General features: G+C 42.4%; 15 protein-coding genes. 6 read left to right on the top strand and 9 right to left on the bottom strand.

Annotated elements, in window-relative coordinates; all coding sequences use genetic code 11:
- The first annotated feature begins 268 nt into the window (after positions 1-268).
- Complete coding sequence (locus tag ACP5N5_RS02255; RefSeq protein ID WP_276814429.1) at positions 269-547, top strand: hypothetical protein; 279 nt, start codon at positions 269-271, stop codon at positions 545-547.
- A gap of 65 nt (positions 548-612) precedes the next feature.
- Positions 613-2376 carry a decarboxylase gene (locus ACP5N5_RS02260; RefSeq protein WP_428132178.1) on the top strand — a complete coding sequence of 588 codons (1764 nt, stop codon included), beginning with the start codon at positions 613-615 and terminating at the stop codon, positions 2374-2376.
- A 3-nt stretch (positions 2377-2379) separates the two neighbouring features.
- On the opposite strand, the gene ACP5N5_RS02265 is transcribed toward ACP5N5_RS02260, so the two are convergent.
- The 4 genes from ACP5N5_RS02265 to ACP5N5_RS02280 are packed head-to-tail and all read right to left on the bottom strand — an operon-like array spanning position 2380 to position 6393.
- Positions 2380-3945 carry a radical SAM protein gene (locus tag ACP5N5_RS02265; RefSeq protein ID WP_428132184.1) on the bottom strand — a complete coding sequence of 522 codons (1566 nt, stop codon included), beginning with the start codon at positions 3943-3945 and terminating at the stop codon, positions 2380-2382.
- Complete coding sequence (gene hypD, locus ACP5N5_RS02270) at positions 3945-5072, bottom strand: hydrogenase formation protein HypD (RefSeq protein WP_428132191.1); 1128 nt, start codon at positions 5070-5072, stop codon at positions 3945-3947. Before hypD ends, ACP5N5_RS02265 begins: the two co-directional genes overlap by 1 nt.
- A gap of 10 nt (positions 5073-5082) precedes the next feature.
- Positions 5083-5706 carry a nucleotidyltransferase family protein gene (locus ACP5N5_RS02275; RefSeq protein WP_042667480.1) on the bottom strand — a complete coding sequence of 208 codons (624 nt, stop codon included), beginning with the start codon at positions 5704-5706 and terminating at the stop codon, positions 5083-5085.
- Between the two features lie 33 nt (positions 5707-5739).
- Positions 5740-6393 (bottom strand): DUF47 domain-containing protein, encoded by a 654-nt coding sequence (locus ACP5N5_RS02280; RefSeq protein WP_428132196.1) that lies wholly within the window; start codon positions 6391-6393, stop codon positions 5740-5742.
- Between the two features lie 292 nt (positions 6394-6685).
- Between ACP5N5_RS02280 and ACP5N5_RS02285 the strand changes: the two genes are divergently transcribed.
- The gene (locus ACP5N5_RS02285) at positions 6686-7066 is read left to right on the top strand and encodes a transcriptional regulator (RefSeq protein ID WP_428132203.1); all 381 of its coding nucleotides are present in this window, start codon (positions 6686-6688) and stop codon (positions 7064-7066) included.
- 35 nt (positions 7067-7101) lie between these two features.
- On the opposite strand, the gene ACP5N5_RS02290 is transcribed toward ACP5N5_RS02285, so the two are convergent.
- Positions 7102-7407, bottom strand: coding sequence for a hypothetical protein (locus tag ACP5N5_RS02290; RefSeq protein ID WP_428132209.1), 306 nt, complete (start codon positions 7405-7407; stop codon positions 7102-7104).
- Positions 7408-7697: 290 nt separating this feature from the next.
- On the opposite strand from ACP5N5_RS02290, the gene ACP5N5_RS02295 reads away from it, so the two are divergent.
- From ACP5N5_RS02295 to ACP5N5_RS02305, 3 genes are read left to right on the top strand one after another with little or no spacing between them, the layout of a single operon-like run.
- Positions 7698-7991 (top strand): DUF211 domain-containing protein, encoded by a 294-nt coding sequence (locus tag ACP5N5_RS02295; RefSeq protein WP_012608311.1) that lies wholly within the window; start codon positions 7698-7700, stop codon positions 7989-7991.
- Positions 7992-7997: 6 nt separating this feature from the next.
- Positions 7998-8747, top strand: a complete 750-nt coding sequence (locus ACP5N5_RS02300) for a serine/threonine protein kinase (protein WP_042667477.1) — start codon at positions 7998-8000, stop codon at positions 8745-8747.
- 43 nt (positions 8748-8790) lie between these two features.
- Positions 8791-9369, top strand: a complete 579-nt coding sequence (locus ACP5N5_RS02305; RefSeq protein ID WP_428132219.1) for a YfcE family phosphodiesterase — start codon at positions 8791-8793, stop codon at positions 9367-9369.
- On the opposite strand, the gene ACP5N5_RS02310 is transcribed toward ACP5N5_RS02305, so the two are convergent.
- The 4 genes from ACP5N5_RS02310 to ACP5N5_RS02325 all read right to left on the bottom strand — a co-directional run.
- Complete coding sequence (locus ACP5N5_RS02310) at positions 9347-10423, bottom strand: ABC transporter ATP-binding protein (protein WP_428132225.1); 1077 nt, start codon at positions 10421-10423, stop codon at positions 9347-9349. The genes ACP5N5_RS02305 and ACP5N5_RS02310 overlap by 23 nt on opposite strands.
- A 15-nt stretch (positions 10424-10438) precedes the next feature.
- Positions 10439-12682: an ABC transporter permease gene (locus ACP5N5_RS02315; RefSeq protein ID WP_428132232.1), complete on the bottom strand. Its 2244-nt coding sequence runs from the start codon at positions 12680-12682 to the stop codon at positions 10439-10441.
- A gap of 74 nt (positions 12683-12756) precedes the next feature.
- Positions 12757-14367: an ABC transporter substrate-binding protein gene (locus ACP5N5_RS02320; RefSeq protein WP_428132237.1), complete on the bottom strand. Its 1611-nt coding sequence runs from the start codon at positions 14365-14367 to the stop codon at positions 12757-12759.
- Between the two features lie 189 nt (positions 14368-14556).
- Positions 14557-16089: glucodextranase DOMON-like domain-containing protein (locus ACP5N5_RS02325; protein WP_428132242.1), on the bottom strand; the 1533-nt coding region annotated here is incomplete at its 5' end.

A 16089-nucleotide genomic window follows, 5' to 3' on the forward strand; every position in this document is an offset into this window, starting at 1 on the left:
AATTCTTCGAGGTCCCCTGGTAAATAAATACCTATTTTCCTGCCACCCATGACTATCACAAGGGTATCCTTACCCATTAAGATTAATTACCTTTTTCACACATATCATTACCATGGAATGACCGGAGCCCTCCTAAATGATTGATGATTGATTCACGGACCGGGGGACCGCTCCTCAATTACTAGTTATACATTGAATATAGGTTCAGGTATTACTGCAGAGCTTAATTTAAAACCCTTTTATAGTGGATAGTCTTCTCGGGATTTCAATGGATAGGGTAGATAAAAGTATATACATTGATTTAAGAGCTAAAGAACTCGAGGACATGCTATTATATAGGTACCTCAGGTTGCTCGAGGAATTAAAAATCCTGGAGTCCAGCATTGATTCAAGTGATTTAAGCGATGAAGACAAGAATAAGTTGAAGGGTTTAATAGAAATACTTGGGGAAAGGATTCTCACGGAGCTCATGAATGCGAAAAATGAAAGAGAAAGAGTAGATGAGATACTATCTCGATCACATGTGCCAATTGAAGAAATTGAATAGTTTAAGCTTAAAAATCCTTAGTATTAATTGAAGACACAGTAAGCCTCTAGGTGTATGAAAAAGAGATGAATAGGGAAGAATGGGATATCAACGTAGCGAAAGAACTATGGGGACTGAACCATAGCATCAGGGGAAGCATTATAACTGTGGATGAAGAGGGATATCTAGTAATAAGTCTTGGAGAGCAGAAAATAAGAGTAAAAAACCTACTGGAAAAACATGGTTTCGATGTAGCATATATAAGGGTACTTCCATTAATAGAAAGGGCAATTAGGACAGTATACGAGGCATTCACAGAGCTGGCTAAAGTCCATGGTTTTAAAGGCAGTCTTCAACCAGTTTTCCCTATGAAGGTCAACCCTATAGAAGTAGTTATAGATGCTATATGGAGGTATGGTGAAAAATATAAATGGGGATTCAACACAGGCTCCCTTGGAGAGCTGGAATTACTCTCAAAGTACTTGGAGAAAGGCAGCAGGATACTCATATATGATGGAGTAGTTTCAGACAGTGTTATGAAGATCTTAGTAAGGTTCAAGGAGAATGGCTGGAGAGTAATAATCGACGTGGAAAGTGAGCACGACCTGGACATCCTATCAAAGTACCCCGAGTTCGAAATAGGGCTCAGGATAAAGCCTCTCTTCAGGCCTGGAGGTAAGTGGGCTCATTCAGCTGGGCTAGAAGGCAAGTTTGGGCTAACAGTAAACACTCTCGTGAAACTCAGAGAGGAATACAAGTGGATAGAGGAGAGGGGTCGCCTCCTCCACATACACCCAGGATCGCAAATCTATAAATGGAGTGATATGGAGGCATTCATTAACGAGGTTTACAATATATTCACACAGCTGCAGTCACATGGATTCTCCAGTATAGAAATAGTAGACCTAGGCGGTGGGCTAGCCTACCCATACCTAGATACTAGGGATGGAACAATTGAGTCGCCGGATTATGGTTTAATAGAATACTTCAACCACATCCTTAAGGTCTTCAGCAGGCTTGAAAAACACCCAACCCTGGTATATGAGGGGGGAAGATACGTTGTATCAGCTCATAGAATACTTGTTGCGAAAGTTGTCGACATCCGCCCTTATTCAACAGAGCAGGCACAATCCTTAAGAAGTGCCCAGGTGGAGGATTTCCTAAGTAATGTGAGATCTATAGATGACCTGAAGAAACTGGTGAACGAATACAAGAAGTATATTCACAAGAGTAAGCAAGTGCATCAATACACGTTAGAGGAGAGAGAGTTGGCTGAGGATGTAGTATCTAAGGTAAGGGATGAGTTACTAGCTAAAATATATGAGCTGGTTAGAAACAAGCCGTCCCAGATAGAATCCGTGATAAACGATCCCCTCCTATACAAGCTGGTCACCTCGCCTTCTAAAAGATACATTCTGAACTTCTCGATATTCGCCGATATCCCCGATTCAGTCCTGGTAAACCAGTACTTCCAGGCTGTGCCAGCGCAGAGACTAAACGAGAAACCCGATGTATTAGCGGTACTAGGGGATCTAACCTGTGACAGCATGGGGGAGATCAACGAGTATATAAGCCATGTAAAGACACCCCTCGAGGCATCCGACTGGTTTACTAAAATGGATCTAAGACTCATGTTGATCCCTGGTAGAAGACTCAAGCTTGGAGGAGTCCCATTACACCTGCCAATAAAGGGTGAGAATTATTATATCGCAATACTAGACACAGGTGCATACCAAGACCCCCTCGCTATGAAGCACAACCTCATCTATGGTGCTCCCGAGATAATACTAGATGAGAAAGACGGGGAGGTAGAGGTAAAAATCATTGAGAAAAACGGTAAATACCTCTAGTGCTCAGAGGTTTCTAAGAGATATAGGTTCACCAGACACGCTTTTAGCTGAGTATCCCTTCACCCTTACAGCTAGGATACTCCATAAAGGTATCTCCCCCTTAACCTTGACCGCGATAGGGTAACTACCTGGGAACCTGGCTATTGTATGGCTTGATGATTTTTTCTCAGCTATGAGATAATAGAGTATTGTACCAGGGGGAAGTATCCTCTTTAACATTATCTTATCAAATAACTGCATTACTCTTACCCGGTGGAACCTATAGAGATCCCTGTACTTCTTAAGCAAGTATTCAACCTCATCTCTCCTCAACCATAAAGGCGTATTCTCTAGAACAGCTACTCTACGTATGTTCAGCCTTCTTACCATCAACCCTTCTCTAATTATCTTGGTTAAATACTCTAGATTCGTGTGGTAGGTATTCCTTGATTCGCCTGGCAAACCATAAATGAGGTTTATTCCAGGCAGTAGATGGGGCATGCCGTTCCATCCTCTTTCCCTTCCAACCCTATTTATTAAGCGTATAGCCTCCAACGCTTCATCAGGGTACACTTTCAAGTTATTTATATTAACCACTTTTTCATCGAAGCTCTCTATTCCCAGAGCCGCAACGTCTCCGGGTGTATGATATTTCACTATTGTCTTAAGTATTCTAATTGATTCCTCAGGGTAATGCACTATTGTACCTGGGTTTACATTATCTATATGTAATGTGATCAATCCAGGTGCAACGTTTCTTATTCCTTGGAAAAGTCTTTCAATAACCTCGGGATCCGGACGTGGAAACACCTGTTTACCGATGTCCCTAGCCATGTATGCCAATATATCAGGCTGCTTTCCCAGCCTGATGTGTCTAACTCCTAGCCTATATAATGCTTCCACCTCCTCAATAATACCCTTCAAGCTCCTCATTAACGGTCTTCCATGTCTGGGTTCAATACAGAATGAGCAACCTCCTGTTATCCACCTGCTGCAGCCCCTATACGTCTCTATCTCAACAACGAGATTTCTACCGTAGTTAGGATGTTGGAGGACTATTTTAGCCCCCAGCCTAAACGCTTTATCCGCTAATTCGTAGTTCTCTCTGAGCAGCCATGGACGGGCCTTCTCGAAGCCGTATTGCATTAACTCGTCAATATATATCTCTGGATCGCCTCTCACTATTTCCGTGAACAAATTCCTCAGCCTCCCTATTTCTACAGCTATATTTCCTCCCCCACTCCCGAATCCATGACTGGCCGCTGGACCTATGAGGATCCTCTTTACATCCTTAGTTAAGAGCAGTATTGTTTCAAGCTCCTGTATACTTAGTGGCTTGCCTCCAAGGTATTTACCAGGTACTTCAGCTCCTCCTATGACGACTAGGAGCTGGCTTTCCCTTGCCTGTTTTATAAATGAACCAAAGTTCCTTCTTGCATCATCTATCGTCCAGTATTTTATATCAGCATCCTTCACCCTATTCCATACTGCACCCGCAACGAGCCTCGGATAAGTGTTTATGTATGGAGGTACTCCAAGGCCTGCTGGCTCGTCGGTGTATCCATCCAGGATTACTATTTTACTTATCATTACTGCAACACCGCTCCATGTAGCACAGGCATGTTTTCAGCCCATATTCTACAAGTACCCTCGGAGCTAACCATGCATGGTCCATACGGGTTGTTCGGGGTACAAGTCTTCATGAAGAGGGGGCATTGTGTTGGCTTAGCGAGTCCTAGAACCACCTTATCACATATGCAACCAGGATGCTTATCATCGGTTATTGTCTCCTTAAACCCCATTGACTCTAGGTAATCATGGTTGCTATACCTAGGGCTATGCACTGCGCCACTTAATGGAACTGATCCTATGCCCCGCCAATAACTGTCTTTCACAGTATATGCTTCACTAATAGCTTTTAATGCGTATGTGTTTCCATCCGGGTTGACTACCCTGGTGTACTCATTCATTAACCCAGGTCTACCTTCCTCAATATTCTTCAATATCATATAAATGGATAAAATCACATCGAGTGGTTCAAAGCCCGAGACAACTATTGGTATACCATACTCTTCAGCAACAAATCTCCACGAGTTGGCCCCGATCACTGCTGAGACATGGCCGGGAGCTATTATTCCATCAAGCCTTATCTCAGGGTGTTTCTCAAGGAGGAATCTCATTATTGGTGGTGTAAGCCTATATGCTGATAGAATATATAGGTTTCTAGGCATCTTCCCGCTTACAAGCGGGATGGCTGTAGCAGGCATCGTAGTCTCAAATCCAACAGCTAGGAACACATGTCTTTTACTCGGCTCCCTCACAGCTTCTTTAACAGCATCCTGAAAACTATATACTACCTTCACGTTTCCCCCATTGGCCTTAGCGTGGAAAAGGCTTCTTGGATACTTATTCCTGGAGCCAGGTAGCTTGAATGCATCCCCATACGTGAGGACAACGGTGTTTCTTTCAAAACTCGCATCGATTAATATATCAATGTAATATCCCGGGGTGATGCACACTGGGCAGCCCGGCCCAGCTACCAGGTTTACTGATGGGGGCATTAGGGATCTTAAGCCGTAATGCGTTATAGTCCATTCATGTGTTCCGCAGAAATTCATTATATTTAATTCATCCCTCCCTGTTTCTGCGAGTATCTTTTTTGAGAGCTCTTTGATCCTTTCTGATAACTGTATGGCTATATCTCTGCTTCTATACATTGATAAACCCCTATCTCCACGAATATTCCTTGACCCTGTTTAAATCAAGCACGGTATCTAGATCTAGCAGGACGCCTGGATAGCCTGTTTCAACAACCAGTGTTTCACTAATATACTTCTCCACCACGGCTTTAAGACCCCTTGATTCCTCACTTATACCAGTTAAATCAATGAATAAATCACTTGAGAAAACTATTGGGTGACCCCTTCTACCCCTGTATGAAGCTACGGCTATTTTCTTACCTGACTCCAGGAACCTCATAGACACATAGTCGTATATGCCTGGATGAACCCAGGCTACATCACCTGGGTTCACCATTATCCCCTTAAACAAGTGAAGCTCGCCCTGTAAAGACTCTACACCCTTCTTAATACTCGAACTCATCCCTCTTGTATACTCCGGGTTATATATTATCCTGATTCTTTTCTCTGAGTCGCCTATGTATTCCTTAACAGTCTCAGACACCTTGTCTGACTCATAGCCTGTTACAATTATGATCCTGGATACATACCTGGAGCTGGATATGTTCTTAACTGTACGTATAATAACGGGTTCCTCATCGAATAAATAGAGTAGTTTATTCCATGAAAACCTAGTACTTAGCCCTGCTGCAGGAACTATGCAGGCTATCAAAAAATCACCTATCCTGTTTGTGGTAAACCATACCTATCTCGATATAGTGAACAATCGGTAGATGTCAGCTATGTTCTCGAATACATCGCTTATTCCTTCCAGGTCCTCTATTATAGGCGGGATTACTATACACTCTGGTTTAACCTCCTTGCTGCAATACAGGTATATCTTTCCCACTGCTTCAAGTCTTAGCTCATCTATTTTCTTCTCCAGGAATTCTATCTCATGGGTTATTTCAAGCGCCTTCCTAGGATCCTTATTGATCGCCTCAAATAGCTCCAGGATCTTGAATGATGCCTCAAGGCTCTTATCCGCAATCTCCTTCATTAACACCTGGATCCCCTCTTGTATTGGTACACCTGACTCTAGCACAAGGAGTATTCTCTTACCAGCAGCTTTCGCGAAACCGAGGGCTTCGTCAAGGGATAAAACGAATCTCAGAATATTTTCCCTGTCCTCCGGATGCAGGTATGCCACCTTTAACTCCTTGATCATTTCTTTCTTTAACTCATCGCCTTTTTCCTCAATACTATTTAATTCATTATATAGCGTTGAGACCGCGCTGACTCCACTAGGTATATTAGAGACCAGTTCTACTAGTTTTGACATACCCTTATTGACTATCTTGGCATGCTCTATAACGCTTGAAAGTATAGCCTCGAAGTAGCGTCCTCTAGGTAAGCTCATATGATATCCACCGGTCATTATTTATAACATTTAACTATTCCTCCCTTAAAATCCTATGGCTCCCCTTAAGCTGCCTTAACCATAATACTCTATCACTAGGTTTAACCAGTTAGCTTAACAAGTGATCGCCCATGCTTATTAACTCGGTTAACTTGTTTGCTTGGTACTTAATGGTATCTTAGACACAGTATACTTTTTCACATGATCTCCTCCACATCCTGAAGGTCGGGCTTTCATTATGTATAAATTTATAAGTTTTTAATACGAATTATTTAGTGAACACGGTGATTTTATGAGTAATATCGGATATGACAGTATATACGATATACGTTTCCTAATTAAACGCGGAATAGTACTAACACCCCCATTACTGAAAACACTTGAAGCCGTAATAACATTAAAGAAAGTGACAGCTGAAGACGTCTCCAAGTATACTGGGAGAGCTAGGACAATCGAGTCTAGATATCTCTCCAGGTTGAACAAGATAGGTATAATTGCGAAGGTTAAAGAAGGGAGAAGGGTATATTATATAGAGCCCGTCCAGGCAGTACAGGAAGCTCTACGAAAATATGGGGAAAACATTATAGTAGAGCAACTAGCCCACCAAATAAGTCTCCCAGCAGACATAGTGAAATTCATAGTGGAGCTAATAGGAGCGGGCAAGGTACCCTGATTAACCCAGAGTGTGGGCAATGCTTAACAAACGGCTTAATTTAAATTAAGCTGTATCGAGATAGTCTCCTTGGACTTAGTCTTAAACGACAATGTTATAGAGGTTATTTCCCCATTACTCCTCCTCACCCCCTCTGCAATAGCCTCCATGATCCGTGTCAATAACAGTGTCCTGGATATTGAGCCCTGTTTTGCGACGAATTTATCAATAATCTCTAAATCCTCCTCGTTCACTCTCAGCGAAATCATTCTCTTCCTAGGCTTCAATGATATCTCTATTACATTTCCATCAATAATCACAGCGTTTTCACTGGTGTTACCGCGTATCTTGGCTAGTACCATTTATTACGCACCACAAGATCATTTTTGAATTCTAAATTAATAAATAGATCCTAGGATTTATCGAGTCATCATCATCAAAATATTTAAGTAAAACAAACATTATTGTTACTAAATACAAAAAATTCCATGAAAACTTAATGATTATATCACCCCAACCGTTTTATTTATAATGATCCCTGCAACACCCCCGCATCGGGGCAGGGATGAACAGGGAGGACTCCCCTGGGCTTTTCACATGTTTAAAAATCTAGTAAGCTACTTAATTATCTAGGTTGTAGGGTTCAGGCCTGGTGAAGAAGGTGTTGAAGAGAATAGTGCTGGACGTATTATACCCGGTTAGAGGTGTGTCAATAATCGACTTGGCTAAATCTATTATAGAGATAAGTGGTATTAACTCGGTTAGTATTACCGTTAAAGAAGTAGATGTGGATACACAGAACATATTAGTTATAATAGAAGGCATCAACATAGACTATGATGATGTGAGGAAAATCATAGAGAAAGAGGGCGGTGTAATACATAGCATCGATCAGGTAGTTGCAGGGGAAAAAATAATAGAGCCTCCTGAATACCTATTAAAGTGAGCAGTCTTGAATATAAACATCCTTGAAGTACTGGATAGCCTCTCGAGGCAGACATCAGTTATAATGGTTGGCTCGAAAAAATTAGTTGTCAAAGAATATGGAAGAGAGGTTGGATTAATTAAGTGGTTCATGGTTAACCTATCCTCATTCTCAATAAAAATGTACCCATTTGTCCTGAATCCGAGGAGCCGTATGGAGAGAGAGGTAGCATTTCTGAAAACTAGTACACCAGGCTTTAGTAAGCCTAGTTTATATATAGTGGATTATATAGGTAAGAGGATAATCAGGGGCTATGTAGAGGGCGAAAAGCTAACCTATACAATGCCTTTAGAGGTATACAGACTACTAGGGGAACTCCTAGGGCGATTACACTGTAGCAACTGGGCTATTGGGGATACAAAGATATCTAACTTTATACATAGTGGTGGAGAAATATACATCATTGATGCCGAGCAAGCAATTGAAACCAGGAATGTAGAACACTTTATATGGGATTTGATCGTCTTAATATCAACACTAGCCATAAGCTGTTATACCAACTGTATTTTAAACCAGAATACATACCTGGATAGACTCCAAGGGTTTATCAAGGGATATCTTGGCTCTACATGCATTCCAATGGAAACACTATCCAACATTATGCTGAGTGATGATGTGAAGATATTACTATACCTGTTAATACCCTTCCCATTAAACACCGCTACTGTGAAGACTTTAAACAACATGTTTTCAGGGAGAAACATACTGGATGAATAAAAAGAGCCATTAGGCAGCGGGGTGAGGAGAGACGAGGATACTCTTGGCCGGGGATACACATATACCTGATAGAGCCGAAAGAATCCATCCCTCTATTAAAAAACAATTAGAGTACAGGTCCCCCTTCGACTACTTGTTATTCACCGGTGATTTAACTTCAAGAGAGGTTATAGATTGGCTTAACAAACTGAGTGGGAGAGTACTTATTGTAAGAGGTAACATGGATTACCTCCCTCTACCGAGAAACCGTATAGTGAATATAGATGCCTGGAAAACCGGGTTAATTCATGGGGATGGAATTCATCCACGTGGTGATACAATGGGGTTAACCAGGGTCTCAATAGAGCTTGGTGTAGACATATTGGTTTCAGGTCACACTCACTCGCCATTCATTAAGACCGGTGTAAAGAGAAACATACTTCTCCTAAACCCAGGCTCCTTAACCGGTGTATGGGGCGGTGGAGGAGGATCCTTTAAACCATCATACATTATTCTCGAGACCGAAGGCTTTGATCTACATATAGAGTTACATGTATTAGAGGGAGGCGGTTTAGTTATCGAAAAATACATGGCTAAGTGGAGTGACACGAGCTGGAATATTACTCGGATGGAAGAACAATAATGTTTCTCCACGGTAAAACCAGCTCTATCTCGCTACCAGCACTCACCTCAACAGTATTAGGCAGATATGCCAGCAGGGGCAGCTTCCCTATCTTAACCCTGGCCTCTATCTTCTCACCGAGGAACATTGCAAAGTCAACGACGCCCTTAACCACGGTGTCGCCACTTGACCCACTGCTACCTAAACGAATCACTTCTGGACGTATTACAACGGATACCTTGCTCGGTAGCTTCTCAAACGGTGAAACACCTCGAACAACTATGTCTGCATCCTCAAGCCTTACTTCCACATAGTCCTTGCTATGTGCCACTAACTCGCCTGGATAAATACTGCTCCTACCTAGGAAATCAGCTATAAAGAGGCTGCGAGGCCTAAAGTACAACTCCTGCGGCGAGCCGACTTGTATCACCTTTCCCTTATTCATTACAGCCATCCTATCACTAAGGCTCATTGCCTCTACTTGATCATGTGTGACATATATGGTGGTTAAATTCAAGCTCCTCTGTAACCTCTTTAATTCTTCTCTCATCTCGATCCTGAGTTTTGCATCCAGGTTACTCAGGGGTTCGTCTAAGAGGAGTACCCTGGGTTTAACAACCAGGGCTCTTGCAAGTGCTACCCTCTGTTGCTGCCCACCCGAGAGTTGTAGTGGGTATCTATTCTCCATTCCTGAGAGCTTTACTAGTCCAAGAGCCTCCTTAACCATCTTCCGTATATCTTCATCAGTTAATCCAAGCTCCTTCTTCCTAAGCTTTAATCCATAAGCCACGTTCTCGAACACCGTCATGTGGGGCCATAGGGCGTAGTTTTGGAAGACCATTGAGGTATTTCTTTTATATGGCTTTACAAAGGTGATGTCTTCATCGTCAAAATAAACCCTTCCCTTATCGGGTGTTTCAAAGCCGGCTATTATTCTAAGAGTAGTGGTTTTACCGCACCCGCTGGGCCCTAGGATCGCGAAGAATTCACCGTGCTGTATTTCAATGTTGACATCTTCAACTGCTATCACGTTTCCATAGTATTTTGAAACACCTTCAAGTTTAACCCGTGTCAAATCCCCCACCCCTTCTTATACTCCTATAAAAGCGTACCTCTGTTTAAATACGTATACTACTATTACGACCACAATTAACTGGATGAATATAAGTATTGTGCCCATGGCAGCTACAAGCATTGGTCCCTGGCCAGCCGCACCCGCAATGTTTTGAGCCATGTAGTATGTTAATGGTGCCTGATCACTGTTCATCCCGCCGAAGGTTACACTTGTTGATACCTCTGTAGCCATGTATATGAAGCCTAGGAGCGCACCGCTTAATATATATCCAATTATGAATGGCAGTATAACTCCAAAGACCACCTTGAACCTGGATGCACCGAGATTCATTGCAGCCTCCTCAAGGTTCTCGTGAACCTGCTGGAAACCCGCGAATACTGATCTCACCACATATGGAAGTCTTCTAACACTGAAAGCTATGATGAACACGAACCAGACAGCGAAAGATAGACTGCCAGGCATTAGGTATGTTAGAGCCCCTGGTATAATCGGGGATAGAGCCTCTGCAAGCATGTAGAAGAAATAGTAGTAGCCAAGAGCCAGCACTAATCCCGGTATCGCTAGAGGAGAAGTAGATAATGCATCTAGAATGTTTGCCAGCCACTTTATCTTCAACCTGCTCACACTATAGCCTACAGCCGTAGCCAGGAATACCGCTAGTATCACTGAGATGCCGGCATATACCAGGGTATTGACCAGGTAACGATATATGGAGGGATCAGATAATACTTTGCTAATATATATGAAGATGTTATCAGGTATGGATAACTCGATGCCGGTGGCGCCTGGATAAGGCTTGAGTATTCCAAGCGATATCAGCACCACGCCTACCTGGGGAAGCATGGCGAATAATACTATAGGAAATATCGCGAGGTACACTGTTATTAAGCCTAATACTCCAGGGCGTCTTATCCTGGGATTGAATCTACCTCCCCTACTGATCATCGCATAACTCCTTACACTGACATAGTTTCTAATGGCTAGGAATGAGACAAGAGTTATAAGTAGTAGTATAATGCCGAGCGCAGCTATTTCAGGTGCAATAATCCCCGTGGCCGAGCGTATACCCATGAATATCTTGTAGCTCATGAGACTCTGAGCATTAAAAACTATCGGTGCCCCTAGGTCCTCGAGGCTGAAGACAAATACTAATATCGATCCAGCCGCAATACCTGGCAAAGCGAGAGGCAGGGTCACCGTCCTGAATAACCTGAATCCTTTAGCACCGAGATTCTCGGCCTGCTCCTCTGTTGATGGATCAATGTTTATGAAGCTATTATACGCGTTGAGATACACTATTGGGAAGAAAGTCACTATTTGAGCTGCAATAACCCCTGCTAATCCCTGGATCATTAACTTGTACCCGAACAATGCATTGATCAAGGCTGAAACAGGTCCATCTGGTCCCCATATTAATTTAACCACATATGCATTGATGAAAGGAGTGTTAAATAATGGTATTAATGCTAGGATACGGAGTAACATATGCCCTGGGAACTTGTACCGGGCTAGCACGTATGCTACTATTACCCCTAGAATTGTGGCAAAAACCGTTACAACAGATGCAATTACCAGGCTATTAACCACCGGGCCATAGTCAACGCCCTTCAAAACCAGTAGCTTCTCACCGCTAGGCATCTCTATTAGTTTCCACCAGCTTTTATCTATTGGCTCAAGGTTTACGTAGCTACGCGTCCTTAACACGTTGTAGAAGTTGCTCCACCATTCACCTCCAGCTGGTGGGGTAAAAGAATATAATAACACGAAGAATATTGGTACAATCATGAATAATACTAAGTAAGCTAGCCCGAAAACCATGAAGAACCACATTGTAGCATCAAGCTGGTTAATAGTATTCCGTATTCTACGTGCCAGCGTGATTCTTCCCTTACCAATAAGCGCTGTTCTCTTCCTCGACTCACGGATCTTATCCACTATGTATCCAGATATTCCTACGCCTATAAGTGGTGCTAGGAACCCTGCAATTGATAAGGGGTACCCGTAAGCGTCAATTAACAATATTATGAATAAGTATATGAGGGATGCTATCACGATGAAGCTCATTGAGAAACTATACTTAATATACTCATAGCTATAGGCATTCTTTAAAACCATTATACACCCAGCTACTATGCCTGCTAGGATTAATAATTGATTCATCATTTTTGAAGCATCTGCCGTTAAAATATTATTAATAATAACTGATAACGTTAGAAACAACAAACTGGTAAGTAATAATAGTGTGTTGGGCCTACTCAATGGTGATCCCCGCCATGTTTTGTTTTATACATGATGGAGAAGGGTTTAAAAAATATGGCTCTGAAATAAATTATTCAGCTAGAAGGGATTGGTTTTCCAGCTAATGCGTCATTTAACAGGTTTAATGCATTAAGATACCTCTGCCTAGCCAGCTGCTCCCATTGACTCATTAACGACTGGTACACCGCTGCATCCTTTTGAAGTCTCTGATTAATGAACACTGCGTAATCCAATGTAAAATTGGTTTGCTTACCCGTTACAGGATCCGTGAATGTGAGTGGTTTTGATATATACATGGATAAGTAGTCGAACCATTCCTTACTTATTTTACCATTCAAATAGGCTTGGGCTATTCTTGCCCATGTAGCTTGTAGATCGGCATGTGGATTCACTAATGTAGCCTTGAAGTAGTACATAATTGAGTATACCCAGTTTGTTGAAAGAGTCTCGTTGAATAATATACTCTGCGCATTCAATGCATCCTGGAAGGCTTGCTTTAAGTCTTGCCTGTTTTGACCCTGTGTTGTATTGAAGACGTATGGATTCACTGGCAGCCTATTGATATCAGTATTGAGCCAGACCTGTTGCCCGCCATACTCGTTAAGTACCCATGCAACAAAAGCTACAGCATGGATCAGGTGCTTCGTGGTGTTTAGGATTGCTATTGGATCACTATTAATTATAGTTTCTCCCTGAGGTGCTATATACTTGCAATTAGGATTAACTTGCTGAGCCATGTAACCGTAGAAGTCTATTGTCGTACCTATAGCTACATCACCCTTTATCACTGCGTCGCGGGCATCGCTGCTTCCAGAATATATTATGGCATTTGCAGCTAGTAGTGTAAGAATCCTCCATCCCTCATCCCATCCTTTAGCCTGTAAAATTATCTCAAAGATCCTAGTGTTACTTGTACTCATGGTTGGATCAGCTGTAGATATCTGTGGTATATCGGGCAGGTACTTTGCGTAAACAGGGCTCGCTAGATCCTCCCATTTCTGTGGTATTGGTAATCCATACTGGTTTAAGCGTATGAGGTTCACTGTGAAGCCGAAGCTACTTACACTAGCCCCGATCCATCGTACTAATCCATTCTGGTCAACCTTGTATGCCTCGGCCCCACCTATAATCCTCGGTATCTTATCCATCTCATATTTTATTGCCTGAAACTCAGGCTTACTTAGGTTAATAGGTAGGAGATATCCCAGGGAATCCATAGTGTTAAATAGTGTAGGACCGCCACCCCATGCTATGTCTATTGGCTTACCCGCCTTGGCAGCGTTATCAATATAGCTGGACCATAATTCAGCTGACACAGATAAAAACCGTATATTGACTATACCCAGCTCCTTCGCTACTGGAGAATTCAGGAACTCCTTTGTAGTCTCACTTAGGATGGATTGTTCATGCCTTGTTATCACTATTAGCTCTACATTCCTCTCGGTGGTCATCTGCTTTAATTGATCCAGCCATGGATACTCAGGATATGAAGGCTTACTTGTCGTAGTCGTTGTGGTGGTTGTTGTAGTCGTAGGAGGTGTTGTGGTAGTGGTCGTAGTTGTTGTAGTTGTGGTAGTTATAGCTGGTGGAATCAGAGTTTGTGTACCAAGGAATACCCCTATTACTGCTATTATGATAACTACTGAAATAAATAGTGCTTGAAGCTTAGTGAGAGCATGAGTCATGGATATACTCCCCCTGTTAAAATTGAATATATACACTACATTATAATATAAATTTTTATATGAACAGTTCTAAAAAGTGGAATAAGCCGGCCAGGGCTTTCAAGAGGCCTAGAAAAAGCCTCCGCCGAGAATGTATTTTACCGGGAAGTAAGACTATTTAATGAAGATATTTAAAAAAAGTGATCCCATTTATTTCCTCTTTAATAACATTCCAATGGCTAGACCCACTATTAGAGCTACCACTGCAGCTATTCCTGTAATAGTCATATCTGGCTGGGTAACAGTCTCGGATACGTATTGCGTACTCGTACTTGTATCGGTCTTTGTGGTTGTTATGGTTGTAGAAACAGTTGATGTCACCGTATCAGTTACCGTAGTAGTGACAGTCGTGGTAACAGTTACTGTTACAGGAGGATAGTATATTACACCACCCTTTATACCGTAAACCACAGCAAGCTTTCCAGCGCTCGCATCATAACTCTTCAACATATTATATTGATCCTGATCCGTTGGAGCTAGTAAGTCTACTACTTTCGGCTGCACGCCAGCAAGTATGGCTGTTGCATCACCGCCTCCCAGTGCCCACTCGCCCGGGTCACCGGCTTGTATACTCCGAATCTTTAATTCACCGTATCCATCGTAACTAGCTAGAAAGACGTACCATATCCAGCTCCCGATGTTGTCTACATCACTTAAGAGGCTCTTTGCTATTTTAACCTCGATTATATTGATGTCAGTATAAGCATAGACATCGAATAATGTGGCATTGTTATATTCATCTACTATAAGCTTATTATCAGCCCCATATAGGGCTGATATTTCTCCATCTGGATATGGTGTATTACCCCAACCAGGCACTGCTATTATCGCGTAGTTCCAGCCTGGCGCGAGATCTACATGTAGGCCAAATGTAGAAGTATTGACTGGTAGTGATTTATTTGTTGTCCCAATGTAGATCTGGACGTGTTGTAGGCTGAAGCCGTTTGGCCCATTCCATGGATTGCCCCCAAGATCCCCGACCTTTACCTGTAGATATATGAAGTCTTCGTCCTGTAATACCCTGAAGTTAACTAGGTCAAATACACCGGGTTTAAACACAGTGTTGGTAGGATATAGAATGGTTCCCTGGCCCTTGTCATCACCAGTTGGATCACTTACCTCAAGAACATTCTCAGCCATGTAGCTCGGCTGTATAACGACTTTTATCCACCACTTCAACAAGTTTTCAACGAATCTAGGCCCATCCAATGGTACACCATAATATAAGGAAGCCCATGCAGGTTCGTAGTCACCGTAGAGAGATTCCGACGCCACGGTTATAACAACGTTTTTATCACTCCAGTACTCAGCTGCATAACCGATGAAATCGAACCACCCTGCCCCCTGGCCATAAGATATAGGATTGTATACGTATGGTGCTGGTGGATTATTATCACCTATGTAGGCTTTATGGAACCAGGCTATCCTGATAAGTCCTGGGAACGTCTCTTTAACGGGATCATGATAGTTCCCTTGATCATCAACCCATATTACTGCGCCCGGTCCATGCATTAATATGGGTTTTGTAATGTTTTGATCCAGCATCCAGGTGTAGAGGCCGGGTATGTTATCTGGCTCAACGAATGCAAGCATTCTATAGTATGCCTGTGCACAAGTTGGATATGTTGTCCCCTTATAAGTATAGTTCATTGAGGGATCGGAGTATACTGAAGCCTGTTCAAG

This window comes from Desulfurococcus sp., from assembly GCF_049970475.1.
Classification (GTDB): Archaea; Thermoproteota; Thermoprotei_A; order Sulfolobales; family Desulfurococcaceae; genus Desulfurococcus; species Desulfurococcus amylolyticus.